The sequence below is a fragment of the Ideonella sp. genome, from assembly GCF_036277275.1.
Lineage (GTDB): Bacteria > Pseudomonadota > Gammaproteobacteria > Burkholderiales > Burkholderiaceae_C > Ideonella.
Genome location: NZ_DASUNH010000003.1, coordinates 12,365 through 37,138 on the forward strand (window position 1 = coordinate 12,365; position 24,774 = coordinate 37,138).

25 protein-coding genes are annotated in these 24,774 nt (G+C 68.3%); 8 read left to right on the forward strand and 17 right to left on the reverse strand.

Annotated features, from left to right (window positions below; genetic code table 11):
- The 5 genes from trpC to trpE are packed head-to-tail and all read right to left on the reverse strand — an operon-like array spanning window position 1 to window position 4,978.
- A complete protein-coding gene (trpC, locus tag VFY73_RS00415) occupies window positions 1–798 on the reverse strand; it encodes an indole-3-glycerol phosphate synthase TrpC (protein ID WP_329715918.1) in 798 nt (265 codons plus the stop codon).
- Entirely contained in the window at window positions 795–1,832 is a 1,038-nt protein-coding gene (gene trpD / locus VFY73_RS00420; protein WP_329715919.1) for an anthranilate phosphoribosyltransferase, read from the reverse strand. The genes trpC and trpD overlap by 4 nt, the downstream gene beginning before the upstream one ends.
- A 5-nt stretch (window positions 1,833–1,837) precedes the next feature.
- The gene (ltaE, locus tag VFY73_RS00425) at window positions 1,838–2,905 is read right to left on the reverse strand and encodes a low-specificity L-threonine aldolase (protein WP_329715920.1); all 1,068 of its coding nucleotides are present in this window, start codon (window positions 2,903–2,905) and stop codon (window positions 1,838–1,840) included.
- Entirely contained in the window at window positions 2,902–3,501 is a 600-nt protein-coding gene (locus VFY73_RS00430) for an aminodeoxychorismate/anthranilate synthase component II (protein ID WP_329715921.1), read from the reverse strand. The genes ltaE and VFY73_RS00430 overlap by 4 nt, the downstream gene beginning before the upstream one ends.
- Before the next feature lies 1 nt (window position 3,502).
- Window positions 3,503–4,978: an anthranilate synthase component I gene (gene trpE, locus VFY73_RS00435; protein ID WP_329715922.1), complete on the reverse strand. Its 1,476-nt coding sequence runs from the start codon at window positions 4,976–4,978 to the stop codon at window positions 3,503–3,505.
- A gap of 435 nt (window positions 4,979–5,413) precedes the next feature.
- Between trpE and VFY73_RS00440 the strand changes: the two genes are divergently transcribed.
- Together VFY73_RS00440 and VFY73_RS00445 are read left to right on the forward strand one after the other, a co-directional pair.
- Complete coding sequence (locus tag VFY73_RS00440; RefSeq protein ID WP_329715923.1) at window positions 5,414–6,004, forward strand: chalcone isomerase family protein; 591 nt, start codon at window positions 5,414–5,416, stop codon at window positions 6,002–6,004.
- A gap of 175 nt (window positions 6,005–6,179) precedes the next feature.
- A complete protein-coding gene (locus VFY73_RS00445; protein WP_329715924.1) occupies window positions 6,180–6,977 on the forward strand; it encodes a TonB family protein in 798 nt (265 codons plus the stop codon).
- Between the two features lie 23 nt (window positions 6,978–7,000).
- Here the strand turns inward: VFY73_RS00445 and gph are convergent, their stop codons facing one another.
- Both gph and rpe read right to left on the reverse strand, forming a co-directional pair.
- On the reverse strand, window positions 7,001–7,678 hold the full coding sequence (gph, locus tag VFY73_RS00450; RefSeq protein ID WP_329715925.1) for a phosphoglycolate phosphatase: 678 nt from the start codon (window positions 7,676–7,678) through the stop codon (window positions 7,001–7,003).
- Window positions 7,675–8,358 carry a ribulose-phosphate 3-epimerase gene (gene rpe, locus VFY73_RS00455; RefSeq protein WP_329715926.1) on the reverse strand — a complete coding sequence of 228 codons (684 nt, stop codon included), beginning with the start codon at window positions 8,356–8,358 and terminating at the stop codon, window positions 7,675–7,677. Before rpe ends, gph begins: the two co-directional genes overlap by 4 nt.
- Before the next feature lie 71 nt (window positions 8,359–8,429).
- Between rpe and apaG the strand changes: the two genes are divergently transcribed.
- Both apaG and VFY73_RS00465 read left to right on the forward strand, forming a co-directional pair.
- Window positions 8,430–8,804 (forward strand): Co2+/Mg2+ efflux protein ApaG, encoded by a 375-nt coding sequence (gene apaG / locus VFY73_RS00460; RefSeq protein ID WP_329715927.1) that lies wholly within the window; start codon window positions 8,430–8,432, stop codon window positions 8,802–8,804.
- Window positions 8,804–10,870 carry a site-specific recombinase gene (locus VFY73_RS00465; protein WP_329715928.1) on the forward strand — a complete coding sequence of 689 codons (2,067 nt, stop codon included), beginning with the start codon at window positions 8,804–8,806 and terminating at the stop codon, window positions 10,868–10,870. The genes apaG and VFY73_RS00465 overlap by 1 nt, the downstream gene beginning before the upstream one ends.
- Here VFY73_RS00465 and VFY73_RS00470 read toward each other — a convergent pair whose 3' ends face one another.
- The gene (locus VFY73_RS00470; RefSeq protein WP_329715929.1) at window positions 10,871–11,020 is read right to left on the reverse strand and encodes a hypothetical protein; all 150 of its coding nucleotides are present in this window, start codon (window positions 11,018–11,020) and stop codon (window positions 10,871–10,873) included.
- On the opposite strand from VFY73_RS00470, the gene VFY73_RS00475 reads away from it, so the two are divergent.
- On the forward strand, window positions 11,019–12,245 hold the full coding sequence (locus VFY73_RS00475) for a murein transglycosylase A (protein WP_329715930.1): 1,227 nt from the start codon (window positions 11,019–11,021) through the stop codon (window positions 12,243–12,245). The two genes, VFY73_RS00470 and VFY73_RS00475, sit on opposite strands and share 2 nt — an antisense overlap.
- A gap of 118 nt (window positions 12,246–12,363) precedes the next feature.
- Here VFY73_RS00475 and VFY73_RS00480 read toward each other — a convergent pair whose 3' ends face one another.
- The 8 genes from VFY73_RS00480 to VFY73_RS00515 all read right to left on the reverse strand — a co-directional run bounded on the left by VFY73_RS00480 (window position 12,364) and on the right by VFY73_RS00515 (window position 19,143).
- A complete protein-coding gene (locus VFY73_RS00480; protein ID WP_329715931.1) occupies window positions 12,364–12,975 on the reverse strand; it encodes a hypothetical protein in 612 nt (203 codons plus the stop codon).
- Complete coding sequence (locus VFY73_RS00485; protein ID WP_329715932.1) at window positions 12,972–13,445, reverse strand: BON domain-containing protein; 474 nt, start codon at window positions 13,443–13,445, stop codon at window positions 12,972–12,974. Before VFY73_RS00485 ends, VFY73_RS00480 begins: the two co-directional genes overlap by 4 nt.
- 33 nt (window positions 13,446–13,478) lie before the next feature.
- Window positions 13,479–14,261 carry an ABC transporter ATP-binding protein gene (locus VFY73_RS00490; RefSeq protein WP_329715933.1) on the reverse strand — a complete coding sequence of 261 codons (783 nt, stop codon included), beginning with the start codon at window positions 14,259–14,261 and terminating at the stop codon, window positions 13,479–13,481.
- 6 nt (window positions 14,262–14,267) lie between these two features.
- Window positions 14,268–15,404 (reverse strand): succinylglutamate desuccinylase/aspartoacylase family protein, encoded by a 1,137-nt coding sequence (locus tag VFY73_RS00495; RefSeq protein ID WP_329715934.1) that lies wholly within the window; start codon window positions 15,402–15,404, stop codon window positions 14,268–14,270.
- 12 nt (window positions 15,405–15,416) lie between these two features.
- Window positions 15,417–16,106 carry an ABC transporter permease gene (locus VFY73_RS00500; RefSeq protein WP_329715935.1) on the reverse strand — a complete coding sequence of 230 codons (690 nt, stop codon included), beginning with the start codon at window positions 16,104–16,106 and terminating at the stop codon, window positions 15,417–15,419.
- A 15-nt stretch (window positions 16,107–16,121) separates the two neighbouring features.
- Window positions 16,122–16,808 (reverse strand): ABC transporter permease, encoded by a 687-nt coding sequence (locus tag VFY73_RS00505; RefSeq protein WP_329715936.1) that lies wholly within the window; start codon window positions 16,806–16,808, stop codon window positions 16,122–16,124.
- Between the two features lie 59 nt (window positions 16,809–16,867).
- Complete coding sequence (locus tag VFY73_RS00510) at window positions 16,868–17,665, reverse strand: ABC transporter substrate-binding protein (RefSeq protein WP_329715937.1); 798 nt, start codon at window positions 17,663–17,665, stop codon at window positions 16,868–16,870.
- A gap of 71 nt (window positions 17,666–17,736) precedes the next feature.
- On the reverse strand, window positions 17,737–19,143 hold the full coding sequence (locus VFY73_RS00515; protein ID WP_329715938.1) for a cyanophycinase: 1,407 nt from the start codon (window positions 19,141–19,143) through the stop codon (window positions 17,737–17,739).
- 263 nt (window positions 19,144–19,406) lie between these two features.
- On the opposite strand from VFY73_RS00515, the gene VFY73_RS00520 reads away from it, so the two are divergent.
- From VFY73_RS00520 to VFY73_RS00530, 3 genes are read left to right on the forward strand one after another with little or no spacing between them, the layout of a single operon-like run.
- On the forward strand, window positions 19,407–22,235 hold the full coding sequence (locus tag VFY73_RS00520; protein ID WP_329715939.1) for a TonB-dependent receptor: 2,829 nt from the start codon (window positions 19,407–19,409) through the stop codon (window positions 22,233–22,235).
- A 36-nt stretch (window positions 22,236–22,271) separates the two neighbouring features.
- Window positions 22,272–22,946, forward strand: a complete 675-nt coding sequence (locus VFY73_RS00525) for a pyridoxamine 5'-phosphate oxidase family protein (RefSeq protein ID WP_414654352.1) — start codon at window positions 22,272–22,274, stop codon at window positions 22,944–22,946.
- A gap of 20 nt (window positions 22,947–22,966) precedes the next feature.
- Entirely contained in the window at window positions 22,967–23,878 is a 912-nt protein-coding gene (locus VFY73_RS00530) for an AraC family transcriptional regulator (RefSeq protein ID WP_329715941.1), read from the forward strand.
- On the opposite strand, the gene VFY73_RS00535 is transcribed toward VFY73_RS00530, so the two are convergent.
- A complete protein-coding gene (locus tag VFY73_RS00535) occupies window positions 23,814–24,725 on the reverse strand; it encodes a LysR family transcriptional regulator ArgP (RefSeq protein ID WP_329715942.1) in 912 nt (303 codons plus the stop codon). The two genes, VFY73_RS00530 and VFY73_RS00535, sit on opposite strands and share 65 nt — an antisense overlap.
- Window positions 24,726–24,774: the final 49 nt, after the last annotated feature.

Sequence of the window (24,774 nt, forward strand, 5' to 3'; positions counted from 1 at the left end):
TCAGCCGAACAGCGATTGCAATGCCTGGCCCGGCTCCGGCGCACGCATGAAAGCCTCGCCGACCAGGAAGGCATGGACGCCCGCTGCCCGCATGCGCTGCACGTCCGCTGGCGCCAGGATCCCCGACTCGGTGACCAACAGCCGATCCGCCGGCACCTGGCCCAGCAGGCCCAAGGTCGTGTCCAGCGTGACCTCGAAGCTGCGCAAATCGCGGTTGTTGATGCCGACCAGCGGCGTTTTCAACCGCAGCGCACGCTCCAGCTCGTCGCCATCGTGCACTTCGACCAGCACGTCCAGGCCCAGTGCGAACGCCGCCGCTTCCAGGTCGGCCATCCGAGTGTCGTCCAGGCAGGCCGCGATCAGCAGGATGCAGTCGGCCCCCATCGCCCGCGCCTCGACCACCTGGTACTCGTCGACCATGAAGTCCTTGCGCAACACCGGCAACGCGCAGGCCCCGCGGGCCTGCTGCAGATAGGCCGCACAGCCCTGGAAGAACGGCTCGTCGGTCAGCACGCTCAGACAGGCCGCTCCATGGCGCTCGTAGCTGGCGGCGATCTCGGCCGGCACGAAGTGCTCGCGCAGCACGCCCTTGCTCGGACTGGCCTTCTTGACCTCGGCGATCACGGCGGGTGCTTGAGCCGCGAGCCTGGCCCGCAGCGCCGCCGCAAATCCACGCGTGTCGTGCCGCGCCTCAGCTTCGGCGCGCAGCGTCGCCAGCGGCCGCGCCGCCTGCGCCTTGGCCACTTCGTCGTGCTTGACTTCGACGATGCGGCGCAGGATGTCCGGAACCGCGCTCATGTCGCCGGCCGGAACCGGTTGGTCACCGCGACGAACTGGCTCAGCTTGGCCTCGGCCGCGCCGCTGGCCACCGCTTCGCGGGCACGCTTGACGCCTTCGGCCACCGAGCCGGCGACATTGGCGCAGTACAGCGCCGCGCCGGCGTTCAACAGCACGATGTCGCGCACCGGGCCGTCCTCGTTGGCCAAGGCGCGCTGGATGCACTGCACCGACTCCTGCTGGTTGGCGACCCTCAGCACCCGCGAGTCATAAACCGGCAGGCCGAAGTCGCTTGGATGCACGATGTACTCCTTGACCTCGCCGTTCTTGAGCTCACCGACCATCGTTTCGCCCGACAGCGAGATCTCATCCATGCCGTTCATGCCGTAGACGACCATCACGTGCTCGGAGCCCAGGCGCTGCAGCACGCGGACCTGGATGCCGACCAGATCGGGGTGGAACACGCCCATCAGCTGGTTCGGCGCGCCGGCCGGGTTCGTCAGTGGCCCGAGGATGTTGAAAATCGTGCGCACACCCAGTTCCTTGCGCACCGGACCCGCATGCTTCATCGATGCATGGTGGTTGGGCGCAAACATGAACGCAATGCCCGATTCTTCGAGGCAGCTCGCGACCTGTTCGGCATCCAGGCCGATGTAGGCCCCCATCGCCTCCAGCACGTCCGCGCTGCCCGAACTGGACGACACGCTGCGTCCGCCGTGCTTGGCGATGCGCGCACCGCCCGCTGCGGCGACGATCATCGACGCGGTCGAGATGTTGAAGGTGTGGGCCGCGTCGCCGCCGGTGCCGCACAGGTCGACCAGGTGGGTCTTGTCCGCCACCACGACCGGCGTCGCGAACTCGCGCATCACCTGGGCTGCGGCCGCGATCTCGCCAATCGTTTCCTTCTTGACCCGCAGGCCGATCGCCAACGCGGCAATCATCACCGGCGACATCTCGCCGCTCATGATGCGGCGCATCAGCGCCAGCATCTCGTCGTGAAAGATCTCGCGGTGTTCGATGACGCGCACGAGCGCGTCGGTGTTGCTGATGCTCATGGTCGTCAAGCCGGGGTGGAGAAGAACTCGCGGACGGCCGCGATGGCGGTGTCGATGCCGGCGGCATCCACGTCGAGGTGGGTCACGAACCGCAGGCCGATCAGGCCGGTGGCCAGCACGCCGCGGGCCTTCAAATGCGCCAGCAGCGCCGCGCCGCGGCCATCGGCCACCTGGGCGAAGACGATGTTGGTCTGCGGAGGCGTCACAGTCAGCCCGGTGATGCCGGCCATGCCCTCGGCCAGGCGGCGCGCCAGCGCATGGTCATCGGCCAGCCGCTCGACGTGGTGCGTCAGCGCGTGGTCCGCCGCAGCCGCAAGAAGACCAACCTGGCGCATGCCGCCACCGGCCATCTTGCGCACCCGGTGGGCTCGCGCGATCAGCTCGCGCGAGCCGCACAGCGCCGAGCCGATCGGTGCGCCCAGGCCTTTGCTGAAGCAGACCGAGACGCTGTCGAAATGGCGGGTGATCTCTCGCGCCGGCACCTTCGACGCGACGGCGGCGTTGAACAGCCGCGCGCCGTCGAGGTGCGTCGCCAGACCGCGCGTTCTGGCCAGCGCCGTGGCCGCCTCGATGTAGCCCAGCGGCAGCGCATTGCCGTTCCAGGTGTTCTCCAGGCACAGCAGCCGGCTCTTCGCGAAGTGGCAATCATCGGGCTTGATCGCGGCCTCGATGTCGGCCAACAGCAGCGTGCCGTCGGGCTGGTTCGGCAACGGCTGCGGCTGGCAGCTGCCGAGCACGGCGGCACCGCCACCTTCGTAGCGGTAGGTGTGCGCCATCTGGCCGACGATGTATTCGTCGCCGCGGCCACAGTGCGCCATCAGGCCGCACAGGTTGCTCTGCGTGCCAGTGGGCATGAACAGCGCCGCCTCGAAGCCCAGCATCGCAGCAATGCGTTCCTGCAATGCGTTGACGGTCGGGTCGTCGCCGAACACGTCATCACCCAGTGGGGCGGCCATCATCGCCTCGCGCATCGCTGGTGTCGGCTGCGTGACGGTGTCGCTGCGCAGGTCGACAACACGCGATCCCGCCGGGGCGCCGTCGCGCCCGCCCGTTCCGTAGGCCACCGTGGTCATGCGTGCACCTCCTGGCGGCTCATCGTGATGAAGTTGCGCAGCATCGCGTGGCCGTGCTCGGAAAGAATCGACTCGGGGTGGAACTGCACACCTTCGAGCGGCGTGACTGTGGCGGCCAGTTCGCTGTGGCGCACGCCCATGACCTCGCCGTCCTCACTGGTCGAGGTCACTTCCAGCACCTTGGGCATCGTCTCGCGTTCGATCGCCAGCGAGTGGTAGCGGATCACCGAGAACTCGGTCGGCAGATCGCGGTAGACGCCCTTGCCGTCGGTGGTGATGCGGCTGGCCTTGCCGTGCATCTGCACCTGGGCGCGGACGACCTTGCCGCCGAGCGCCGCGCCGATGCTCTGATGGCCCAGGCACACGCCCAGGATCGGCAGCTTGCCGATGAAGGCTTGGATCGCCGGCACGCAAATGCCGGCCTCGGCCGGCGAGCAGGGCCCAGGCGACAGCACCAGCTGGTCCGGCCGCATCGCGCCGATGTCCTCGAGCGTGATCTCGTCGTTGCGGAAGACCCGCACCTCCTGGCCCAGCTCTCCGAAGTACTGCACCAGGTTGAAGGTGAAGGAATCGTAGTTGTCGATCATCAAGAGCATGTCAAAAGCCCTCCTCGACCAGCTCGGCCGCGCGGATCACCGCCCGCGCCTTGGCCTCGGTCTCTTTCCACTCCAGCTCGGGCACCGAATCGGCCACGATGCCGGCGGCCGCCTGCACGTACAAGGTGTTGTCCTTGACGATGCCGGTGCGGATCGCGATCGCCACGTCCATGTCGCCGGCGAAGCTCAGGTAGCCACAGGCGCCGCCATAGATGCCGCGCTTGACCGGCTCCAGCTCGTCGATGATCTCCATCGCGCGGACCTTCGGCGCGCCGGTCAGCGTGCCGGCCGGGAAGGTGGCACGCAGCACATCGAGGTTGCTGACGCCTTCCTTCAGCAGCCCTTCGACGTTGCTGACGATGTGCATCACGTGCGAGTAGCGCTCGACGACGAAGGCCTCGGTGACCTTGACACTGCCGGTCTTGGCGATGCGGCCGATGTCGTTGCGCGCCAAATCGATCAGCATCAGGTGCTCGGCACGCTCCTTTGGATCGGCGCTGAGCTCGGCCTCCAGCGCCTTGTCCTGCTCGGGCGTCGCGCCGCGCGGGCGGGTACCGGCGAGCGGACGAATCGTGATCTTGTCGCCTTCGGGCGTGTGTTCGTGCCGGACCAGGATCTCCGGCGACGCGCCGACGATCTGGAAGTCGCCCATGTCGTAGAAATACATGTACGGCGACGGGTTCAGCGAGCGCAGCGCACGGTAAAGGCTGAGTGGCGACTCGGTGTAGCGCTTCTTCAGGCGCTGGCCGATCTGGACCTGCATCATGTCGCCGGCCGCGATGTAGTCCTTGCTCTTCAGCACCGCAGCGATGTAGTCGTCCTTGGCGAACTCGCGCTCCACCGCGTGGGCCGGGCCGCGCCGCACCGCAGGCGCGGTGACGCTGTACTTCAGCTTGTCGGCCAGCTCGGCCAGGCGCTTCTTGGCCTTGAAATAGGCTTCGGGCTGGGCCGGATCGGCGTAGACGATCAGGTAGAGCCGGCCCGACAGGTTGTCGATGACCGCCAGCTCCTCGGTCTGGAGCAGCAGGATATCGGGCGTGCCGATGCCGCCGGGCTTGTGGGTCGCCGCGAGCTTGGGCTCGATGTAGCGAACAGCGTCGTAGCCGAAGTAACCCGCCAGCCCGCCGCAGAAGCGGGGCAGCCCTGGCCGCAACGCGACCTTGAAGCGCTTCTGGTACTCGGCGATGAAATCGAGCGGGTTGCCCTCGTGCGCCTCGACGACCTGGCCGTCGGTCACGATTTCGGTCTTGAACCCGGTCGCCCGCAACAGCGTGCGGGCCGGCAGGCCGATGAAGGAATAACGGCCGAAACGTTCGCCGCCAACCACCGATTCAAGCAGGAAACCATACTTCTGTCCGCCGGCCAGTTTCAGGTAGAGCGACAGCGGGGTTTCGAGGTCGGCGAAGGCTTCGGTGACGAGTGCGACGCGGTTGTGGCCCTGGGCGGCCAAGCTCTGGAATTCGAGTTCAGTGATCACTTTGGACGGATCCTTCCGGGGGCCCGCCCCGGTTTCGCGAGCGCGAAAACTCAGGCAAGGCGGCGGGCCGGGTCTGGCGGGATGGCCGGGCTGCGTTCAGCTCGCACCACCGGGGGAACCGGGGCACCGCGGGTCGATTGAAGACCGGCAGACGGCGCCATCGGCAAATGGGTTACGCAGGCCAGCGACGCCAGGGCCAAGCTCCCCGGTCGTGCGACCACGCCATCCATTTGCGCGAAGTGAACATGATGTGGAAAGTGTAGCAGTCGTCCGTGTTTTTTCGGGTTCCGACGCATGGACATCGTCGTAACACTGATTCACACTTTGCCGCCTCATCCAGGGGTTCGTACGTGTTTTGAGGGTGCCCCTGCGAACAAGACAATAGGAAAGGTCGTGCCCATGTGGCGTCGTTTGGGTTCGAGCGCTCTGCTCGGAATGATGGTTTCTTTGGCGTGCTTGCCGGCCGCGAAGGCCGATACCGTCGACGTGGGCGGTTTCAAATATGAAACCGTCGAACAGGTCGGTGGCAGCAAGCTGCAACTCAACGGCGCGGGCGTTCGCTACAAGGCCATTTTCAAGGTCTATACCGCCGGGCTGTACCTGCCAGCCAAGATGAACTCCGCCGAGCAGATCTACGCCGCCACCAATGCACCGCGGCGCGTGCACATCGTGATGCTGCGAGAGATCGACGGCAACGAGTTGGGCAAGCTGTTCACCCAGGGCATGGAGAAGAACTCCCCGCGCGAGATCTTCGCCAAGTCGATCAACGGCACGATCAAGATGGCCGACCTGTTCTCCAAGCGCAAGAAGCTGGCGTCGGGCGAGTCGTTCACGGTCGACTGGCTGCCGGGCACCGGCACGGTGATCTCGGTCAATGGCAAGGTCGAGTTGGAACCCATCAAGGAGCCCGAGTTCTATACCGCGCTGCTCAGCCTTTGGTTGGGGCCCTCGCCCGCCGATAACCTGCTGAAAGACGCACTGCTGGGCAAGGCCCGCAGCACCGGCCGGGGTGGCAACGATCAGTGAGTGAACGTTTCTTGCTTGTGTCCGCACACCTGCGCGGTCGGTGTGGACGCTTCCGTTTCGCGATTGGTAAGTGGTTGTTGAAGTAGCGGGCGGGCGCGTGATCCGCGTCTGTCCGAGTCGTAATCGCCGGGGCGCGCCCGCCATCGTGGGCGCCCGGCTTCTCGTGATGACGCCGATGACGTACCTTGTCCGACGCCTGACGTCCGCCAGTGGCTCCGTGGGCCTGGCGGCCCTGCTGTTACAGCCGCTGCTGGCCGTGGGCCAGGCGGTACCGCCGGCACCCGCAGCTTCGGCCGCCGATCCGAGCGTCAGCGAACGCGTGAAGAAGGACGCGGCCGGCCCGCTGTACTGGATTCGCCTGAACGCGCAGAAGACCGACCCGGGCCCGGCCAAACCGGCACCGCGCATCGTCGAAGTCAAGCCGGCAGTCGCCGCCGCGCCAAGGTCTGCGCCGAGCCCGACCGCCGCTCAGTCGGCCAGCACGGTGGTCGCCAACAATGCAGGCAGCAATGCACCGGCAAGCACCGGCGCCCGGCTGCAGGCCGCCGACACGGCCAGCAGTGCCCCGATCGAAGCCACCGCCATCCTGGTTGCCCCGGCGCCGCTGTCGGTTGGCGGCTCGACGGCCAGTGTTGCTGGCAGCGCCGGCTTGGCTGCGCCTTCGGGCGCGGCGGCCGCCACCGAAGCGGCGCGCGCCGCCACGGTCGAGGAGCCGGACGATCAACCGCTGGCCCTGGTGCAGGCAGGGGAGCCCGAGTTCCCTGCCATCGTCATGCGCCGCCTGCGCAAGGGCAACGTGCAGGTGCGCTTCGAGGTGCAGCCGGACGGTAGCGTCGCCAACGCCACGGTCGTGCAGACCTCGAACCGAAACTTGAACGAAGCCGCCCTCGAAGCGGTGGCGGCCTGGCGCTTCCAGCCGGTGCGCACGCCCCGCAGTGCGGTGGTGGACCTGGGCTTCGACCTGGACGGCTGAGGCCCGCGGGCGCTGATCGGCGCCTAAGGCCAGGTCGGCACCAGGGCCGACAGCGTGATCTCGTCCAGCCGGTCGACGACCCGGTCGGCACCGGCCGATTCCGCCGGCTCGCCGTGGTTGTAGCCATAACGCACCAGCACCACCGGGCAGCCGGCACCGCGCGCGGCCTGCACGTCGTTGCGCGAGTCGCCGACCATCAGGGTGCGGCTCGGAACCGATCCGAGGGCCTCGCAGGCCTTGCGCAGTGGCAACGGGTCGGGCTTCTTGCGCTCGAACGAATCGCCACCGAAACAATGCTCGAACAGCTCCGACAGGCCCTTGTGGCGCAGCAGTTCGCAGGCAAAGGCGACCGGCTTGTTGGTCAGGCAGGCCAGGCGAAGACCGGCTGAGCGCAGCTGCGCCAGACCCTCGGGCACACCCGGATAAATGGCCGAATGCCGGCCGTTGACGGCTTCGTAATGGTGCTGGTAGCGGACCCAGGCCGGTGCGTACAGCTCCGGTGCACCCCCGGCCTCGGCCAGGGTCTCGCGGATCAAGTGCTCAGAGCCCTGCCCGACGGTGCGCTCGATGAAGGGGCGGCCGACAGCGGGCAACCCGAGGTCGGCCAACATGCGCGCCAACGCGACCTCGAAGTCACCGACCGTGTCGACCAGCGTGCCGTCGAGATCGATCATCGCGGCGTCATAGAGCAATCCGCTCATCGAGCCAGCTCGGCCCGCATCGCGTCGATGACCTGCTTGTAGTCCTTCTGGCCGAAGATCGCGCTGCCGGCAACGAAGGTGTCGGCGCCCGCGTCGGCCACCCGGCGGATGTTGTCGACCTTGATGCCGCCGTCGACCTCGAGCCGGATGTCACGGCCGGTCGCTTCGATCAGCTTGCGCACCTTCTCGGTCTTGCGCAGCGCGCTGTCGATGAAACTCTGGCCCCCGAAGCCGGGGTTGACGCTCATTATCAGCACCAGGTCGACCTTGTCGATCACCCAGTCGAGCACGTCGACCGGCGTCGCCGGGTTGAACACCAGCCCGGCTTGCGCGCCCTCGGCCTTGATCAGCTGCAGCGTCCTGTCGACGTGGGTGCTGGCGTCGGGGTGAAAGCTCACCAGGTCGGCGCCGGCCTTGGCGAACGCCTGCGCCAGCGCATCCACCGGCTGCACCATCAGGTGCACATCGATCGGCGCCTTGCTGCCATCAGGCTTGATCGCATGGGGCTTCAGCGCCTGACAGACCATCGGGCCGAAGGTCAGGTTCGGCACGTAGTGGTTGTCCATCACGTCGAAGTGGATCCAGTCGGCCCCGGCGGCAAGCACGTCGCGCACCTCCTCGCCCAGGCGGGCGAAATCGGCCGAAAGAATGCTGGGCGCAATGCGGTAGGTTCGGCTCATGGCGGGCGCAGGCTCGGACGCAAAAGGGCAATTTTAGGAGGCGGGCTGAACGGACTTTCTAGAATGCGCCCATGAGCACCCCGAAATTCACCGTCTCGGTGGTCACGCAGTACCTGCCCGAACAGTCATCGAGCGCCGATGACGTGTTCGCCTTTGCCTACACCATCACCATCCGCAACGAAGGTCAGGTCACCGGCCAGTTGATCGCCCGCCACTGGGTCATCACCGACAGCAGCGGCCGGGTCGAAGAAGTGCGCGGCCTGGCGGTCGTCGGCCACCAGCCGGTACTCAAGCCCGGCGAACAGTTCGAGTACACCAGCTGGACGCGCATCGCCACGCCACGCGGCCGCATGCACGGCACCTTCTTCTGCATCACCGACGACGCGCACTGGTTCGATACCCCTGTGCCCGCATTCGAGCTGTCGCAAGCCCAAGCCCTGCATTGATGACGCGTTGGGATCTGAGCGCGCTGCTCAATGCGGCCGACCCGCGAGCGCCGGCGGCCGAGCAGCACCTGTGGCTGGTGCGCTGGTTGCAGTGGTTGCGCTCACCGGGGCCGACCAGCGCCGGTGACAGCCCGGGCACCACGCCCGACCCGGCCACCCCGTGGCCGGTGCAGCGCCTGCGCCTGTTCATCGACGTGGTCGAGCGCCACCCCGAGCACCGCGAGCGGGTCGGCGCCCTGTGGCGCACAATCTTCGCCCGGCTCGATGCGACCGGCCTGCTGGCCGATTTCGGCTTTGCGCCGCGCCACGGCTTCGTCAGCGAGCTGGCCGAGCGCCTGCGCCTGACCTGCCTGCCCGGCACGCCGCAGACCACCGACCTGGGTGCGCTGTTCCCGCAGCTGTTCAGCGGCCCGGCCGATGCCGATTGGGTTGCGGCGATCGACGCCGCCACCTTCGGACGCCTGCTGGCGCTGGCCCTGCCCGCCGTCCCGTTGGGCGAAGAGCCCTGGCGGGCGCCGATGGTCGAGTCGATCCAGTTGCTGGCCAGCCAGATCCGCGCGTCCGGCCTGTCGGGTCCGATGCGGTTGCGGATGGACGAGGCGTTGCTGGCCGACCGGCCGTTCCACCAGGTCGTGCAGGCGGCGGAGGCGCTGCGTGCCGGCCACCGCGACGGCGACGACGACAGCGCCCGGCTGCAGCAGGCCAGCTACCTGCGTGCAGTGCTCGACGCCTGCCGCGAAGCCGCGGCCAGCGTGCGGGGCCACCTGGACGAGCACGGCGTTTCGGTCGACCTGGTGTTCCAGGTCGAACAGTTGCGCGAACGGGGCGAGCGCATCGAAGCCTTGCTGGCCTGCCTGGTCAGCGACCTGGCGGCCGACACGGCGGTCGACACCCCATCCGCCGGGCCACGCGGCGCGGCCGAGCTGCGGCACCTGCTGGCCGGGCTGGTGCGCTGCGCGACCGAACGGCGCGGGCTGGCCCGGCTGTTCGGCCACCACTACGCGCTGCTGGCGCGCAAGGTCACCGAGCGCAGCGCCGAAACCGGTGAGCACTACATCACCCGCGACCGGGCCGAGTACCGCACGATGCTGGCCCAGGCCACCGGCGGTGGTGCGGTCATCGGCGTCACCGCGCTGCTGAAATTCGCGCTCGGTGCGCTGGCGCTGTCGGCTTTCTGGGCCGGGTTTGCCGCCAGCACCAACTATGCGCTCAGCTTCGTGTTGATCTACCTGCTGCACTGGGCGGTGGCGACCAAACAGCCAGCGATGACCGCGCCGGCAATGGCCGCCAAACTCGAAGGCGTGTCGGCCAGCGACGAAGCGGTCGAGGGCTTCGTCGACGAAGTCGCCAACCTGCTGCGCTCTCAGGTGGCCGGCATCGCCGGCAACCTGGCCGGCGTGGTGCCGGTGGTGCTGGCAGCGCAGGGCCTGGCCTGGTGGGCAGTCGGCGCACCGCTGGTCGACGAGAAGCAGGCCCACTACGTGCTGCATTCGCTGCACCTGCTGGGCCCGACGTTGTTCTATGCCGCCTTCACCGGCGTGCTGCTGTTCGCCGCGAGCCTGATCGCCGGCTGGGTCGAGAACTGGTTCGTCTTCCACCGGCTGGACAGCGCCATCGCCTGGAACCCGCGCATCCGCGACCGGCTCGGGGCAGAGCGCGCGCAGCGCTGGGCAGCCTGGTGGCGACACCACATTTCGGGGCTTGCGGCCAATGTGTCGCTGGGCTTCATGCTGGGGCTGGTGCCGGTGCTGTGCGCCTTCTTCGGCTTGGCCGTCGAGGTGCGCCACGTCACGCTGTCGATGGGCCAGCTGGCGGCGGCGCTGGGCGCGCTGGGGCCGGCGTTGCTGCAGGAGCCGGCGTTCTGGTGGTGCCTGGTGTCGATCCCGCTGATCGGCCTGCTGAACCTCGGCGTCAGCTTCACGCTGGCCTTCAAGGTCGCGCTGGCCTCGCGCGGGCTGCGGCTGCACGATCGCGGGCGCCTGTACGCGGCGCTGCGGCGACGCTGGCGCCGCGCGCCGGCGAGCTTCCTGCTGCCGCCGGCCGAAACGCAGCCCGCGTCGCCGTGATCAATCCGGATCGTTCTTGCCCGATGCGTCGTGCCGGCCCTGCTCCCTGTCGTTCGGCTCACCGCCGCGCCGGCCCGAGAACATCGTCCACCAGACGATGAAAACCAGCAACCCGCCGGCAGCCAGCGCTTCGAAGATCAACCAAGCCATGTCCACTTTCCTGCGCCGTGACGGCGTCCGCCGCCGATTGTCGGCCCGAGCCCTCACCTCGATGCTGGTGGCCGCGCTGCTGGCATCGTGTTCGTTGATGCAACGCCAACCGCCAGTGCCGGTGGAAGACCGCGGGGCCGCGCCCGGCGCTCCCGGCGCGCCGGCGGCAGCGGCTTCAGCCGCAAGCGCGCCAGTGCCGGCTCCGCCGGGCACGCTGGAGCGCGCCCGCGCCCGCTGGGTGCCCGCCAGTTTCGCCGAGCTGCCCGGCTGGGGCCAGGACCGTGTGGCCGAGCTGTGGCCCGCGCTGCGCCTGAGTTGCGGCACCAACGGTACGGCGGCGCTGGCCGAGGGCTGGGCCACCATCTGCGCGCAATCGCGCCAGTTCTTCCCAGCCGACGATAACCAGGCCCGGCAGTGGCTGGAGCAGCGCTTCAAGGTCTACCGCGTCGAATCGCCCGAGGGCGATCCGGCCGGTCTGGTCACCGGCTACTTCGAGCCGCTGGTCGAAGCCAGCCGCAAACCCACGCGCAGCCGCAAGGTGGCGCTGTTCGGCCCCCCCGCCGACCTGGGCGTGCGCAAGCCCTACTGGACGAGGCAGGAGCTGGAGACATTGCCGGCCGCACAAGCCGGCCTGAAGGGGCGCGAGATCGCCTATGTCGAAGACCCGCTCGACGCGTTGGTGCTGCAGGTACAGGGCTCGGGCCGGCTGAGGGTGGTCGAGCCCGACGGCAGCGTGCGGCTACAGCGCCTGGCGTTTGCGGCCCACAACGACCAGCCCTACCGCTCGATTGGTCGCTGGCTGATCGACCAGGGCGAGCTGGTCGCCGGCGAGGCCAGCTGGCCGGCAATCAAGGATTGGATGAAACGCAATCCCCGGCGCACCAACGAGGTGCTGTGGCAGAACCCGCGCACCGTGTTCTTCCGCGAAGAGCCGTTGCCCGACCCGGCCCTGGGCCCCAAGGGCGCCCAGGGCGTGCCGCTGACGCCCGGCCGCTCGATCGCGGTCGACCCGCTGTCGGTGCCGTATGGCACACCGGTCTGGCTCGATGCGACCGAGCCGCTGTCGAGCAAGCCGCTGCAGCGGTTGGTAATGGCCCAGGACACCGGCGGCGCGATCGTCGGGGCTGTCCGGGCCGACTACTTCTGGGGCTGGGGCGACGAGGCCGAAGCGCAGGCGGGCCGGATGAAGCAGCCGCTCAGAGCCTGGGTTCTGTGGCCGCGGTGATAGGGCCCCCACGGCCCTCCCGGGCCTGCCCCCCAGGGGGGCTCGCGCAGCGGACCGGCGAAGCCGGATCCGCGCACGCCACTTGGAGGGCCCGAGCTGCGCCGGGCCGGAACAGCCACTAAGGCAATCGGTTAAGGCGAAGTTGCAGAGCTTGGCCGGTGCCGTCAGGTGCGGTCCAGTGGCCGACTTCCTGCCATTGGTCGAGGGGCAGCAGCAGGTCGCCGTCGAGTTGTTGGGCCGCATCGCCGCGGGTGCCGTCGACGATGTCGGACACCGGCTGTTCGAAGCGGAAGCTGAGCTGAGCCTGCGCGGAGCCACCGGGCCACTGCACCTGCACCCACAGCACATCGCGGCGAGCGTGGCGGTGGGTGCGGCTGTCGAGACCTTGCCCGAGCGCGGTCCAGATCCAGTCGGGCGGCGCGGAGGTGTCGTCGCGGCGCAGCGCGATCTGCGCCTGGCCACCGTTGCGCACAATGAGTCGCGGTGCGGATGGCTCGGGGGTGCTGGTGCGGGTGGTCTGCGAGCCCGCCGTGGTCGTTGCGGGGCCGTTGGTCGACACGGTGACCGAGCCGGGGGTGACAGTCGGCACGGGCGGCGAGGGCCACGGGGTCAGGCGCCATTGGAGGCTGAAGTTGACGGCGGGCGGTGGTGGGCTGGCCGCTTGAGTGCCGGCCGCGATCGACAACCCAACCAACAGCAGCGCCCGGCGCGCGGTTCCGCCTTCATTCATGGCACGACCTTCAGTTCGTTGACGACCCCTTCGACATCATCGATGCCGCGCACCAGCGATTCCAGCGCTTGCGACTCGGCTTCGCTCCCGACGCAGCCCTGCAGCCAGATCCAACGCCGCTGCCCCCACGCCCAGACGCTGGTCGTGCCGCTGAAGCGGCCATCAGCGTCGACCGCCTTCTGCACGCGCGGCATGAGTTCCTTGTCGTACAGGTAGCTGTTGGGCAGGCGGCAGCGGCCGGCGCGAAAACAGCTGGTGCCCCGTTCGATGCGGCCGTGCGCCTGGGCCCTCGCCTCAGCTTCGGTCAGCAACGGGCCTTCGGGCACCGGGCAAGCCGGCAAGGCCCGCGTCAGCTGGACGAACGGGTCGTCGAAGACATTGCGGCGCAGCTCGTCGGCGTCAGCGCTGGCAGGGCACGCGTGGCCCCACAAGACAGCGGCAAGTGACAGCAGAAGGCAGGTTCGGCGCATGCACCGAATGATGCCGCCGAGTGGCGCCGGCCGCTACTTCAAGCCGCCGGACAGGAACTGCTTCAAGCGCTCGCTGGTCGGCTTGACCAGCACTTCGCGCGGCACGCCCTGTTCTTCGATCAAGCCCTGGTGCAGGAAGATCGCGTGGTTGGCCACCTCGCGTGCGAACTCCATCTCGTGCGTCACGACCAGCATCGTGCGCCCCTCGGCAGCCAGGCCCCGCATCACCTTCAGCACCTCGCCGACCAGTTCAGGGTCGAGGGCCGAGGTCGGCTCGTCGAACAGCATCACTTCGGGGTCCACGGCCAGCGCGCGGGCAATCGCAACCCGCTGCTGCTCGCCACCGGACAGTTGCGCCGGATAGTTGTTTTCTCGGTGCGACAGGCCGACGCGGGCCAGTAGCGCGCGCGCCTTCTCGCGCGCCTCGTCCGGCTTCTGGCCGAGCACGTGGATCGGCGCCTCGGTGACGTTCTCGATCGCGGTGCGGTGCTGCCACAGGTTGAAGCTCTGGAACACGAAGGCCAGCCGCGAGCGCCAGCGGCGCAGCTGGTGGGTGTCGGCCGCCGTCAGGCTGCCGTCGCGGTCGCGCTTCAACGCCAGCGTCTCGGTGCCCAGCTGCAGCGTGCCCTCGTGCGGCTGCTCGAGCAGGTTCAGGCAGCGCAGCAGCGTGCTCTTGCCCGAGCCGCTGGCGCCGATGATCGCCATCACGTCACCGGGCTTGGCCCTCAGCGAGACACCGCGCAGCACCTCGCGGTCGCCGAAGCGTTTGTGCAGGTTGTCGACGACGAGGCCGAGGTGGGAAACAGGTGAAGTCATGGTGGGTCAGGCCGACAGCAACGAGCCCTGGCGCAGCGCCTCGCGCCCAGCGACCTTGCCGATCGGCATGCCAGCCACGGCGAAACGTTTGCGCTCGCGGGCGAAGAACAGGCCGTCGACCGGGCTGGCCAGCACGCTCGCCGCACCGCTGATCGGGTCGATGATCTCGGCCAGCGGCTCGCCGGTGCGCACGCGCTGGCCGACCTCGCACAGGAACACCAGCACGCCGCCGTGGGGCGCGTGCAGCGGCATCGAGCCGGCCAGTGGTGTCGGCTCGCAGACCGAGGGTGGCAGCGCCGGCGCCGGGTCGAGCTGGATCGCGCCGCGGTGGTGCAGATAGACCAGGATCGCGTCGGCGTCGCGCGCGGCCAGCTCGTGCGTCACGTCGCCTTCGCCGCGCAGCTCGATTGTCGCGGCCAGGCAGGCCGGCGGCACCGGCTTGGCCGGGCCCAGACGCTCGGCCAGATCGGGCCACAGCATCGAGCAGGCTTCGTCGAACGGGTCACCGCCAGAGCGGCCGGCCAGCAGCGCCACCTCGGCCCCCAGGCAACGCGTCAACAACTCGCCGCCCGCGGCCCAGCCGGCATGCGTGCTGTACAGGTGCAGCAAGGCCTCACCGTCGCAGTGCAAGTCCAGCACCACGTCGGCATCCACCGCCAGGCCCAGCAGCGTGCGGCGCAGGTGTTCGAGCGAGGTGGTCGCGGGCAGTGCCGCCACGGCGCCACGCAACGCCGCCCGCACCAGGGCCACGTTGGTCTGCGCGTCGGCCCCCAGTTGGTCGCCGCAGCGCTCGAGCACGGCCGCGGTCAGGTCGGTGAACTGGCGGTTGAAGTTCTCGCCACTGCCCCATTCGAAGCGACCCTGCGGCGAACGCAGCATCCACTGGCCCAGCCCCAGGGGGTTGGCCGCCGGCACCAGCACGACCTCGCCGGCGACGCGGCCGGCCGCGTCCAGCGCCGCCAGGCGGCTGCGCAAGTGGTGGGCGACCAGCATGCCGGGCACCTCGTCGGCATGCAGCGAAGCCTGGATGTAGACCTTCGGGCCGGTGCCGGGCCGGCCATGCGAAGTGCCGTAATGGAGGCTGATCAGTTCGTGGCGGGCGCCGGGGGCGGCCGGCAGCAGCGGGTGGTGTTCAGTGCGCATGGAGCGAAACAGTTAGGACCGCGCGGTCAGCGGGGTCAGCCAGCGGGCCTCGGCGGCGCGAAACAGCGCCACCAGCACGAAGGTCAGCAGCAGGTAGCAGACGCCGGCCGTGATGAAGGCCTCGAACGGCATGTAGAAGCGCGAGTTGACCTCGCGCGCGGCACCGGTCAGGTCGAACAACGTGACCGTGCTGGCCAGCGAAGTGGCGTGCAGCATCAGCACGACCTCGTTGCCATAGGCCGGCAGGGCGCGGCGAAACGCCGAAGGCAGGATGATGCGGCGAAAGGTCGTCCAGCGCGACATGCCGAGCGCCTTGGCCGCCTCGACCTCGCCGCCGGGCACCGCACGCATCGCACCGTAGAGGATCTCGGTGGTGTAGGCGCCGGTGTTCAGCACGAAGGCCGTGACCGCGCAGAACCAGGCCGAACGCAGCAACGGCCACAGGGCGCTGTCACGCACGACCTCGAATTGCGCCAGCCCGTAGTACAGCAGGAAGACCTGCACCAGCAGCGGCGTGCCGCGCATCACATAGGTGAAGGCCCAGACGGGCCGCCAGGCCCACGGCGACGGCAGGCTGCGCAGCATCGCCAGCGGCATCGCCAGCGCCAACCCGAAGGCCAGCGACAAGACCAGCAGCGCCAGCGTCACCAGGGCCCCGTGGCCATACAGCGGAAGGCTGTCGAGGATGACGTCGAAGTCCATGGCGCCGGCTCCCCGTCAGACCGCGACCTGGCGAACGCCGATCGCCAGCTTGCGCTGCAGCATCGCGAAGCCCCACTCGGACACGCTGGTGAACAGCAGGTACATGCCGCCCGCGGCGAGGTAGAACATGAACGGCTCGCGCGTCGCGCCCGCCGCCTGGCCGGCACGGTTCATCAGATCGGACAGCCCGATCACCGAGACGATCGCGGTGCTCTTGACCATCACCAGCCAGTTGTTCGACAGGCCCGGCAGTGCATGGCGCAGCATCTGCGGCCCGACCACGCGCCACAGCACCTGCCACGGCGTCATGCCGAAAGCCAGTGCCGCCTCCCTCTGCCCCGCGGGCACGGCCAGGAACGCGCCACGCAAGACTTCGGTGATGTAGGCGCCGAAGATGAAACCGATCGTCAGCACGCCGGCGACGAAGGGGTCGATGTCGACATAGCCCCAGCCGAGGCGGTCACCGATGTGGTTGACCAGCACCTGGCCGCCGTAGAACACGGTCAGCATCATCACCAGGTCCGGCACGCCGCGGATCAGCGTGGTGTAGGTCTGGGCAAGCCAGCGCAGCGGCCGCACACGCGACAGCTTCGCGATCGCGCCCAGCAACCCCAGCAGCATCGCGATCGCCAACGACGCGAACGCGACTGCCAGCGTCAGCAGCGAGCCCTCCAACAGGCTCGCGCCATAGCCATGCAACATCCCCTTTAACCCCTCTTCGGCCCTTGTTCTTCAGCACCCGGCTCTGCCGTCATACGGCCTCACTGGCCGTAGACGTCGAAGGCGAAGTACTTGTCCTGGATCTTCTTGTAGGTGCCATTGGCGCGGATCGCGGCGATCGCGGCGTTGAGCTTCTGCTGCAGCGCCGTGTCGCCCTTGCGCACGGCGATGCCGGCGCCGATGCCGAAGATCTTCGGGTCGTCGATCGGGGCGCCGACGCGCGCGAAGCCCTTGCCCGCGGGCGTCTTCATGAAGCCGAGGTCGGCAGCGACCGAATCGCACAGCACCGCATCGACGCGGCCGGCGGCCAGATCGAGGAAGACCTCGTCCTGCTTCGCGTAGCGCACGATCTCGCTGTCCTTGAAGTGCTGGGTCGCGAAGCGGTCGTGCGTCGTCGTGCGCTGCACGGCGATCTTCTTGCCCTTCCAGGCCGCAGCCGACTGGTCGGCGGGGGTGCCCGTCTTGGCGACCAGCCAGGCGGGCGTGTTGGAGTACTTGTTGGTGAACAGCACCGACTTCTGCCGCTCTTCGGTGATCGACATCTGGGCCACGATCGCGTCGAACTTGCGCGCCTGCAGCGCGGGGATCATGCCGTCCCATTCCTGGCTGACCAGCGTGCACTCCGCCTTCATCTCGGTGCACAGCGCATTGGCGATGTCGATGTCGAAGCCCTTGATCTTGCCGTCGGTGCCGACCTCGGAGAACGGCGGGTAGGCGCCCTCGACGGCAATGCGGACCTTCTTCCAGTCCGGCGCCTGCGCCTGCGCGGCGGCGGGGCCGGCGATGGACAACAACGCGGCCAATGCGGCGACGACGACGGTAGTGCGGCGAAGGATCATGGTCAATCTCTCCTAGCTAACTCGGCTATACAGCGGCTCGATGGGCCGCATCAACGAACAAGCGCTCGTGCTCAGCGCGTCCAGGGGGAAAACAGCGGGCGGCTGATGCGCACCGGGGCAATGTCCAGGTACAGGCTGGCCACCGAGTATTCATCGCTGCCGGACTCGTCAGAGTACCAGCCCATGCTGTCCTTGCCCTTGTAGACCCTGAAGGAAAACCCCAGGTCGGCGAGCGGCTCGCTGGCCGGCGCCTTCGGGTCGAAGCTCAGGCCGCGTACTTCCTTCTGGTTGCTGTCGATCAGGAAGCCCATCGCGTTGCTCAGCGTCGAATCGCTCAGCATGTCGATGTAGAACGGCTCGTTGGTGTACTCAGGCTTGTAGTTGGGTGAGTTCGGGTCGAGGAACTGGCCGCGCCGCTTGCGCTCGGACGGCTCGATGCGGCGCAGCCCGAGGTCGAAATGGTCGCCTCTGTCCAGGTAGGTGAGGCGGGCTCCGGTGAGGTTCAGCGCACCGATGTTGGTGTCGATCTTCACGTCGTTCAGGTCGATCAGCAACGCGCCCTTGCCACCGATCACCTCGACCTGGTCGCCCTGCACGATCGCGGCGCTGTTCTCCTCGATGCCCAGGCCCAGCTTGTAGCCCTTGGCCAGCATCAACGGGATCATCCGGCCGAAGCGGCCGCGCTTCAAGAAGTGCTGATCGACGAACAGATTCGGGCCGACGAAGCCGAGGCCGTGATCGACCTCCTTGCCTTCGCGAAGCTGGCCCTTCATCACGTTGATGACGCTGAGTGCGTCGCGGAACATCACGGTCGACATGATCGCCGCGCCGGCCGAGGTGCCGGCCACGACGCCGCCGCGGCGGTAGACATCCCAGATCACGTTCAGCATCGGCGTGTTGTGGCCGCCGGGCTTGAAGGTGTCGACGATGCGCTCTTGCGCCCCGCCGGTGAAGAACACCCCGTTGGCGTTGCGCACCAGCTCAAGCAGCTGTGGGTCACGCACCGCACGGTCCAGGTCGACCCATTTGAGCTGCGGCGCGACCGGCATCGACTCTGCCACCGCACCGCGCTTTTCGAGCAGCTCGGACGCCCGGCGGCCGGCCCTGTCCGGCGTTTCGGACGCGGTGCCGAAGACCACCCAGCGCGCGCCCTTGCCGCCGGACAGCTCAACCATGCGCGACCAGACCTCGTCGTTGTCGGCCTTCAGTGCGCCGCCGATGATGACCGCGTAGCCCTTGACCGGCTCGCCGACCTTGGTCTCGCGGGCGCCAAAGGCAGCCCGGGAACCGGCGCTGGGCGCCCCGCTTGGCACTGCGCTCGGCACCGCACTCGACACTGCCGCAGGGGCAGACGCCGGGGCAGATGCGGGCGGTGGCGATGGCGAGGGGGTGGTGACGGCCCGATCCTGGGCGCTCGCGGAGCCCACCGGGCCCGCCACGGCGACGGCAGCGACCAGCGCTGCAACAAGTTTTTTCAAGCTTCGATTCATGACAGGCAATATGTTCTCGGCTCCCCGGGGGCATCTTGGCATCGGCCGCCACCCCCATCCACCAAGAACTGGGGATGGACTCGTTCTTGCATTGGACCGTGGCCGCAAGCCACGCCGCGATGATGCCCGCAGTTGCGCCCTTGCCACGACTGCGACTGTGTTGTTTTGCGAAGCATCGCAGGCTCCATAGACTGCATTCGCCCCATCAGTTCCCTCACATCAGTTCCCTCACTATTGTCGAAAGCGACCCGATGAGCTCAGCCTCCCGCCACGCCCACCCCGCCTTGCACCTGTTGGCGAAGGTGGCACTGTTGGCCCTCGCCGCGCCCCTGGCCGCCAACGGCCAGACCCCCGTGGCGGATGACGCAGGCGCGGTGCCGAAGCCGGCGCGGGTGGAGATCACCGGGTCACTGATCAAGCGGATCGATGGCGAAGGCGCACTGCCGGTACAGACCATCACCCGCGAAGAGATCGACAAGCTGGGCGTGACGACGGCGGCCGAATTGATGGGCAAGCTGACCGCCAGCTCGAACGGGCTGACCGACGGCGCGAGTATCAACGTCGGCGGCTACGACCAGAAGGGGTTCAATTCAGCCAACCTGCGCGGCATCGGCACCTCGTCGACGCTGGTCTTGCTGAACGGCCGCCGGATGGCGAACTTCGCGTCGCCTGGCGACGATGCCGGGGTTGACTTGAACAACATTCCCGCCGCGGCGATTCGAAGGGTCGAGGTGTTGCTGGACGGCGCCTCGGCTCTCTACGGCACCGACGCGATCGGCGGGGTGATCAACTTCATCACACGCAGCGATTTCCAGGGGGCGGAGCTGAACGCCTATGGCGGCGCGACTCAAGAAGGTGGAGCTGGCAAGACGGCGTTATCGGTCGCTGCTGGCTACGGCGAGCTGGGCCGGCAGGGATTCAATGTGTTCGGCGTGTTGGACTTCCAGCGCACGGAATCACTGCGCACCTCGCAACGCGACTTCATCAAGGACCTGCGGGTGCCCGAGCGACTGCCACACCTGCTGTCCGGCTACACCAGCCCAGCGAACGTCGTGCTCACGTCGGAGCAGCTGAGTGTCTTGCAGGACCAGGACTTCCAGATCGGAGACCACGTGGTGAGCAGTCCGGTGATCAACACCAGTGCGCCGAACTGCAACCCGCCGGCGACCCTGTACCTGCCCAACGGCATCGGCGGTGCCGATGCCTGCACCTACGACTACATGCGGGACACCGAGCTGTATCCCAAGTCTGAAAAGTTGAGCCTGCTGACGCGCGCCGCCGTGGATCTCGGCGGATCTCATCAGCTCTACGGCGAGCTGGCGCTCAGCCGCGCAAAGACCTACTACGTCGGCTCCGCGGCACGGGCCAGCTCCCGCACCGAGCTCGACTACCGCTTGGTGCCCGGCTTGGAAGACGTCGGTTTCGACCAGATCGCCTGGGACCCCGACGAGGACGACGATCCCAAGCTCGTCGGCGTCCATGCGCGGCTGCCCGAAGCCGGCAACCGGACCAGTGAGCTCACCAGCACCGGTCTTCGCTTCGTGCTGGGATTGTCCGGCGAGGCATGGGGCTGGGATTACGACGTGGGCCTGAACCACAGCGTGAACCGCGTCGACGACAAGGACACGCACGGCTACCTGCTCTACGACCGCCTGAACGAAGCGATCCAGAACGGCGACGTCGACCTCTTCGGCCTCGACCCCGCCCGCAACAAGGCCTTCTACGACACGATCCAGGTCAACGACACCGTGCGCCGCTCACGTGGTGCGATGGATTCGATTGACTTCAAGGCCTCGCGCGCGCTGGCCACGTTGGCCGGTGGTGACCTGGCGCTCGGTGTGGGCGGGGAGTTCAGGCGCGAAGAGACGCGCTACAAGCCGTCCGATCTGTACGCCAGCGACAACATCAACAACGACGACGTGGCAGGTGAGATCGAACCGACGCGGCACAGTCGCAAGGTGGCCGCTGCATTCGCCGAGCTGGTCGCGCCACTGACCAAGGAATGGACCGTGCAGCTCGCGGTTCGACATGACAAGTACCAGGGTGTAGGCAGCACGACCAATCCGAAGATTGGCACCATGTACCAACCCATCGCCGAGCTGAAGCTGCGCGGTTCCGCCGGCACCGGCTTCCGTGCGCCATCGATTTCCGACCTTTACCGACCCACCGTCCTGAGCGCGACGTCAACGCTGCCCGACCCGGTGTGCATGGCGGAAAACGACAACGACCTGACGTACTGCGCCTGGAACTGGGAAACCCATCGCTACAGCAACCCCGATCTGAAACCGGAGCGATCGCGCCAGTTCTCGCTGGGCGCTGTCTTGCAGCCCAGCCGACAGCTGAGCCTGAGCGTCGACTACTGGAACATCCGCCGCTCGGACCTGATCAGCGAACTCGGCGACGACGTGATCCTGTCGCAGGCTGACAAGTACGCTGACCTGATCCACCGCTACCGGGACCCCCGCAATGGCAACGTCGACTTCATCGACACCTGCGGCGAAGAACCCGACCCGGAGGACAGCGAGATCTGCTACATCGAACTCCGCAAGGAAAACCGCGGTGCATCCAAGTCCTCCGGACTGGACATCGTGGTCGACTGGAGCGGCATCAAGACTGCGGCCGGAGAGTTCGGCGTGCGTCTGGCCGGCACCTACACGCTCGAATCCAAGCAGCAGCCCGGTGACGGTGACCCCTTCGTCAGCAATCTGGGCAAGTTCGTCACCGATGGTGTGGTCCAGCGCTGGCGGCACCAGTTGAGCCTGGACTGGACCTACGGAGACTTCGGCGCGACCTTGTCGAACACCTACTACTCCGGCTACGAAGACCAGAACTCTGCGATCGACACCGAGACGGGCAACGTTGTCGGCAAGAACCACGTCAAGGCCTACTCGCTGTGGGACGTGTCCGGCGCCTGGGCCATCGACAAGTCGTTGAAGTTGCGGGCGGGCATCCGCAACCTGTTCGACACGCCGCCGCCGTTCTCGAACCAGGCCTACTATTTCATATCGGGTTATGACCCGAGCTACACCGACCCGCGCGGGCGCTTCTTCTACGCCAGCGTGCAGTACAACTTCAAGTAAGAGTGGCAACCATTGGCCATGCCCTATCCTCAGGGCATGGTTGACGACGACAAGGTTTCTTCCCGGGTGTCGCTGGCTGCCCTCGCAGCGGACACCTCGCACGACCTCGCCAGCGAATCGGCGCTGCGCGGCCTCTACAGCGCCGGCCCCGGCGACACCTCGCTGGCCAAGGTCTGCGACCATGTGCACCCGCTGTACCGGCCGTACATCGAGGACTCGCCGTTCGCGGTGTTGGCCACCCGCGGGCCGCACGGGCTGGACACCTCGCCGCGCGGTGACGCCCCCGGCTTCATCACGATCGCCGACGACAAGACGCTGCTGCTGCCCGACCGGCGCGGCAACCAACGCATCGACAGCCTGCGCAACATCGTGCACGACCCGCAGGTGGCGCTGCTGTTCCTGGTCCCCGGCGTCGGCGAGACGCTGCGCGTCAATGGCACGGCGCGCATCTCGGCGGCGCCGGCCTTGTGCGAACGATTCAATGTCGATGGCAAGTCACCGGCCACGGTGCTGGTGATCCATGTCACCAGCGTGTTCTTCCAGTGCGCCCGCGCGATCAAGCGCTCGCACCTGTGGGACCCGTCGCACCATGTCGAGCGCAGCACGCTGCCGTCGCCTGGCACGATCCTCGAAACCCTGAGCCGCGCGAGCATCGATGGGGCCGACTATGACGCGGCGCTGCAGGCGTGCCAGGCCGCGACGCTGTACTGAGCGTTGACGCCAACACCACCATGCAAGGCGTGCCCGAACACTTCGACCAGCCGCAGGACCGGGCCGAGTTCCGCCGCGCGACCGGGCATGAGGGCGTCGAGCTGTACCGCGCGCACATCGTGCACCACCAATTCGCGCCGCACATCCACGACGGCTACGGCCTCGGTGTGATCGAGGCCGGCCAGGAACGCTTCGACTACCGCGGCCGCGAGCACCTGGCCCCGGCCGGCGCGATCGTGCTGATGCAGCCGGGCGAGCTGCACACCGGTGGTCCGGCCTCACCCCAGGGTTGGCGCTACCGCATGCTCTACCTCGACGAGGCAGTGCTGGCCGCTCACCTCGGTGGCGCGCCCACCTGGCGCTTCGACAGTGCGGTCTGGTCCGGCGACACGGCCCGCGCCGCGGCGATGGTGCAAGCGATGGCCGCGCTGTGGCAGGCCGAATCGGCGCCGGCGTCCGACACCGCGTTGGCCGACGTGCTGGCCTTGCTCGCGCCGCTGGCCGCTGACCACCAGGCGCCGGCCTGCGCCGTGCCGGTTGGCGGGCGGCCGTTCCAGCGCGTCGTCGACGCGCTGCACGCCGACCTGCCACGCGAGTGGCGACTGGCCGAGCTGTCCGCGCTCGCGGGCCTGAGCCCGTTCCATTTCCAGCGCGCCTTCAAGGCCGCCTACGGCATCAGCCCGCACCAGTGGCGCATCGCGTTGCGCGTGGCCGAGGCCAAGCGGCTGCTGGCGCGTGGCGTGCCGGCGGCCGAGGCGGCGGCCGCGGTCGGCTTGGTCGATCAAGCGCACCTGACGCGCCGCTTTGCCGGCATGTACGGCGTGACGCCGGCGCGCTATCAAAGACAGCTGCGCACCAGCGTGCCGGTCAGCGCACGGGCTCGTCCAGAGGTTCCAGCACTGCGGCCGCGGCCTTCTGCACCGCACGGCTGAGCGCCTCCAACACCATCGGGCTGCGACGCCGGTGCTGCCAGTACAGCGGCACCGCCAGCGTCTGGCCCGGCACCAGCTCGACCAGCTCGCCGCGGTCCAGCATCGGCTGCACCATCGCCTGCATGTTCATGCCCCAACCGAGGCCGGCCAGACAACCGTCGACGAAAGCCTGCGTCGATGGCAACCAGTGCGTCGGCGCCGGCTGGTCGTGCCCCAGCACCTGATCGATCCATTGGTCCTGCAGGCGGTCGCGCCGGTTGAAGGTCAAGGTCGGCGCCTGGGCCAGAGACCCCGCGTCGACGCCGTCGGCGAAGTGGTGCTGCATGAACGCCGGGCTGGCGGTCGCGCAGTAGCGCAGGCGGCCGAGCGGCACGCTGCGGCAGCCGGGCACGGCCTGCGCGAGCGCCGTCACGGCAGCGACCACCTCGCCGCTGCGCAACCATTCGGCGGTGTGTTCCTGGTCGTCCAGGCTCAGGTCGAGCAGCAAGGGCGCGTCGGCGGTGGCTTCGGCCGCGGCGGCGATGAACCAGCTCGCCAGGCTGTCGGCGTTCACCGCCACCGGCAGCGTCACACGGCCCTGCACGCCCTGCGCCAGCACTGGCAGCTCGCCGAGCAGCTCGTGTTCGAGCAGGCCGACCTGTTCGGCATGGCGGGCCAGCGCGCGGCCGGCCGGTGTCGCGCGTGTCGGGTTCGAGCGCACGACCAGCACCTGGCCCAGCCGCTCTTCGAGCAGGCGCACACGCTGCGACACGGCCGACGGGGTCAGGTGCAGCGCCCGCGCGGCGCGCTCGAAGCTGCCTTCGCGCAGCACCGCGGCCAGGGCGTCGATCAGGGCGTAGTCCAACATGTCACCATGCCCCCAGGTCCGGGCAACGCCCGGCCCACCCCCCGAGGGG

Excerpts from the sequence above, each read along its gene's own strand:
- VFY73_RS00465 (WP_329715928.1), top strand. The coding sequence starts at position 8,804 with ATGACGCGTTGGGATCTGAGCGCGCTGCTCAATGCGGCCGACCCGCGA.
- VFY73_RS00495 (WP_329715934.1), bottom strand. The coding sequence starts at position 15,404 with ATGCGCACTGAACACCACCCGCTGCTGCCGGCCGCCCCCGGCGCCCGC.
- VFY73_RS00475 (WP_329715930.1), top strand. The coding sequence starts at position 11,019 with ATGTCCACTTTCCTGCGCCGTGACGGCGTCCGCCGCCGATTGTCGGCC.
- VFY73_RS00480 (WP_329715931.1), bottom strand. The coding sequence starts at position 12,975 with ATGAATGAAGGCGGAACCGCGCGCCGGGCGCTGCTGTTGGTTGGGTTG.
- VFY73_RS00470 (WP_329715929.1), bottom strand. The coding sequence starts at position 11,020 with ATGGCTTGGTTGATCTTCGAAGCGCTGGCTGCCGGCGGGTTGCTGGTT.
- apaG (WP_329715927.1), top strand. The coding sequence starts at position 8,430 with ATGAGCACCCCGAAATTCACCGTCTCGGTGGTCACGCAGTACCTGCCC.
- VFY73_RS00535 (WP_329715942.1), bottom strand. The coding sequence starts at position 24,725 with ATGTTGGACTACGCCCTGATCGACGCCCTGGCCGCGGTGCTGCGCGAA.
- rpe (WP_329715926.1), bottom strand. The coding sequence starts at position 8,358 with ATGAGCCGAACCTACCGCATTGCGCCCAGCATTCTTTCGGCCGATTTC.
- VFY73_RS00500 (WP_329715935.1), bottom strand. The coding sequence starts at position 16,106 with ATGGACTTCGACGTCATCCTCGACAGCCTTCCGCTGTATGGCCACGGG.
- gph (WP_329715925.1), bottom strand. The coding sequence starts at position 7,678 with ATGAGCGGATTGCTCTATGACGCCGCGATGATCGATCTCGACGGCACG.
- trpC (WP_329715918.1), bottom strand. The coding sequence starts at position 798 with ATGAGCGCGGTTCCGGACATCCTGCGCCGCATCGTCGAAGTCAAGCAC.
- VFY73_RS00520 (WP_329715939.1), top strand. The coding sequence starts at position 19,407 with ATGAGCTCAGCCTCCCGCCACGCCCACCCCGCCTTGCACCTGTTGGCG.
- VFY73_RS00445 (WP_329715924.1), top strand. The coding sequence starts at position 6,180 with ATGACGTACCTTGTCCGACGCCTGACGTCCGCCAGTGGCTCCGTGGGC.
- VFY73_RS00505 (WP_329715936.1), bottom strand. The coding sequence starts at position 16,808 with ATGTTGCATGGCTATGGCGCGAGCCTGTTGGAGGGCTCGCTGCTGACG.
- VFY73_RS00485 (WP_329715932.1), bottom strand. The coding sequence starts at position 13,445 with ATGCGCCGAACCTGCCTTCTGCTGTCACTTGCCGCTGTCTTGTGGGGC.
- VFY73_RS00440 (WP_329715923.1), top strand. The coding sequence starts at position 5,414 with ATGATGGTTTCTTTGGCGTGCTTGCCGGCCGCGAAGGCCGATACCGTC.
- VFY73_RS00525 (WP_414654352.1), top strand. The coding sequence starts at position 22,272 with ATGGTTGACGACGACAAGGTTTCTTCCCGGGTGTCGCTGGCTGCCCTC.
- VFY73_RS00530 (WP_329715941.1), top strand. The coding sequence starts at position 22,967 with ATGCAAGGCGTGCCCGAACACTTCGACCAGCCGCAGGACCGGGCCGAG.
- trpD (WP_329715919.1), bottom strand. The coding sequence starts at position 1,832 with ATGAGCATCAGCAACACCGACGCGCTCGTGCGCGTCATCGAACACCGC.
- ltaE (WP_329715920.1), bottom strand. The coding sequence starts at position 2,905 with ATGACCACGGTGGCCTACGGAACGGGCGGGCGCGACGGCGCCCCGGCG.
- VFY73_RS00430 (WP_329715921.1), bottom strand. The coding sequence starts at position 3,501 with ATGCTCTTGATGATCGACAACTACGATTCCTTCACCTTCAACCTGGTG.
- VFY73_RS00490 (WP_329715933.1), bottom strand. The coding sequence starts at position 14,261 with ATGACTTCACCTGTTTCCCACCTCGGCCTCGTCGTCGACAACCTGCAC.
- VFY73_RS00510 (WP_329715937.1), bottom strand. The coding sequence starts at position 17,665 with ATGATCCTTCGCCGCACTACCGTCGTCGTCGCCGCATTGGCCGCGTTG.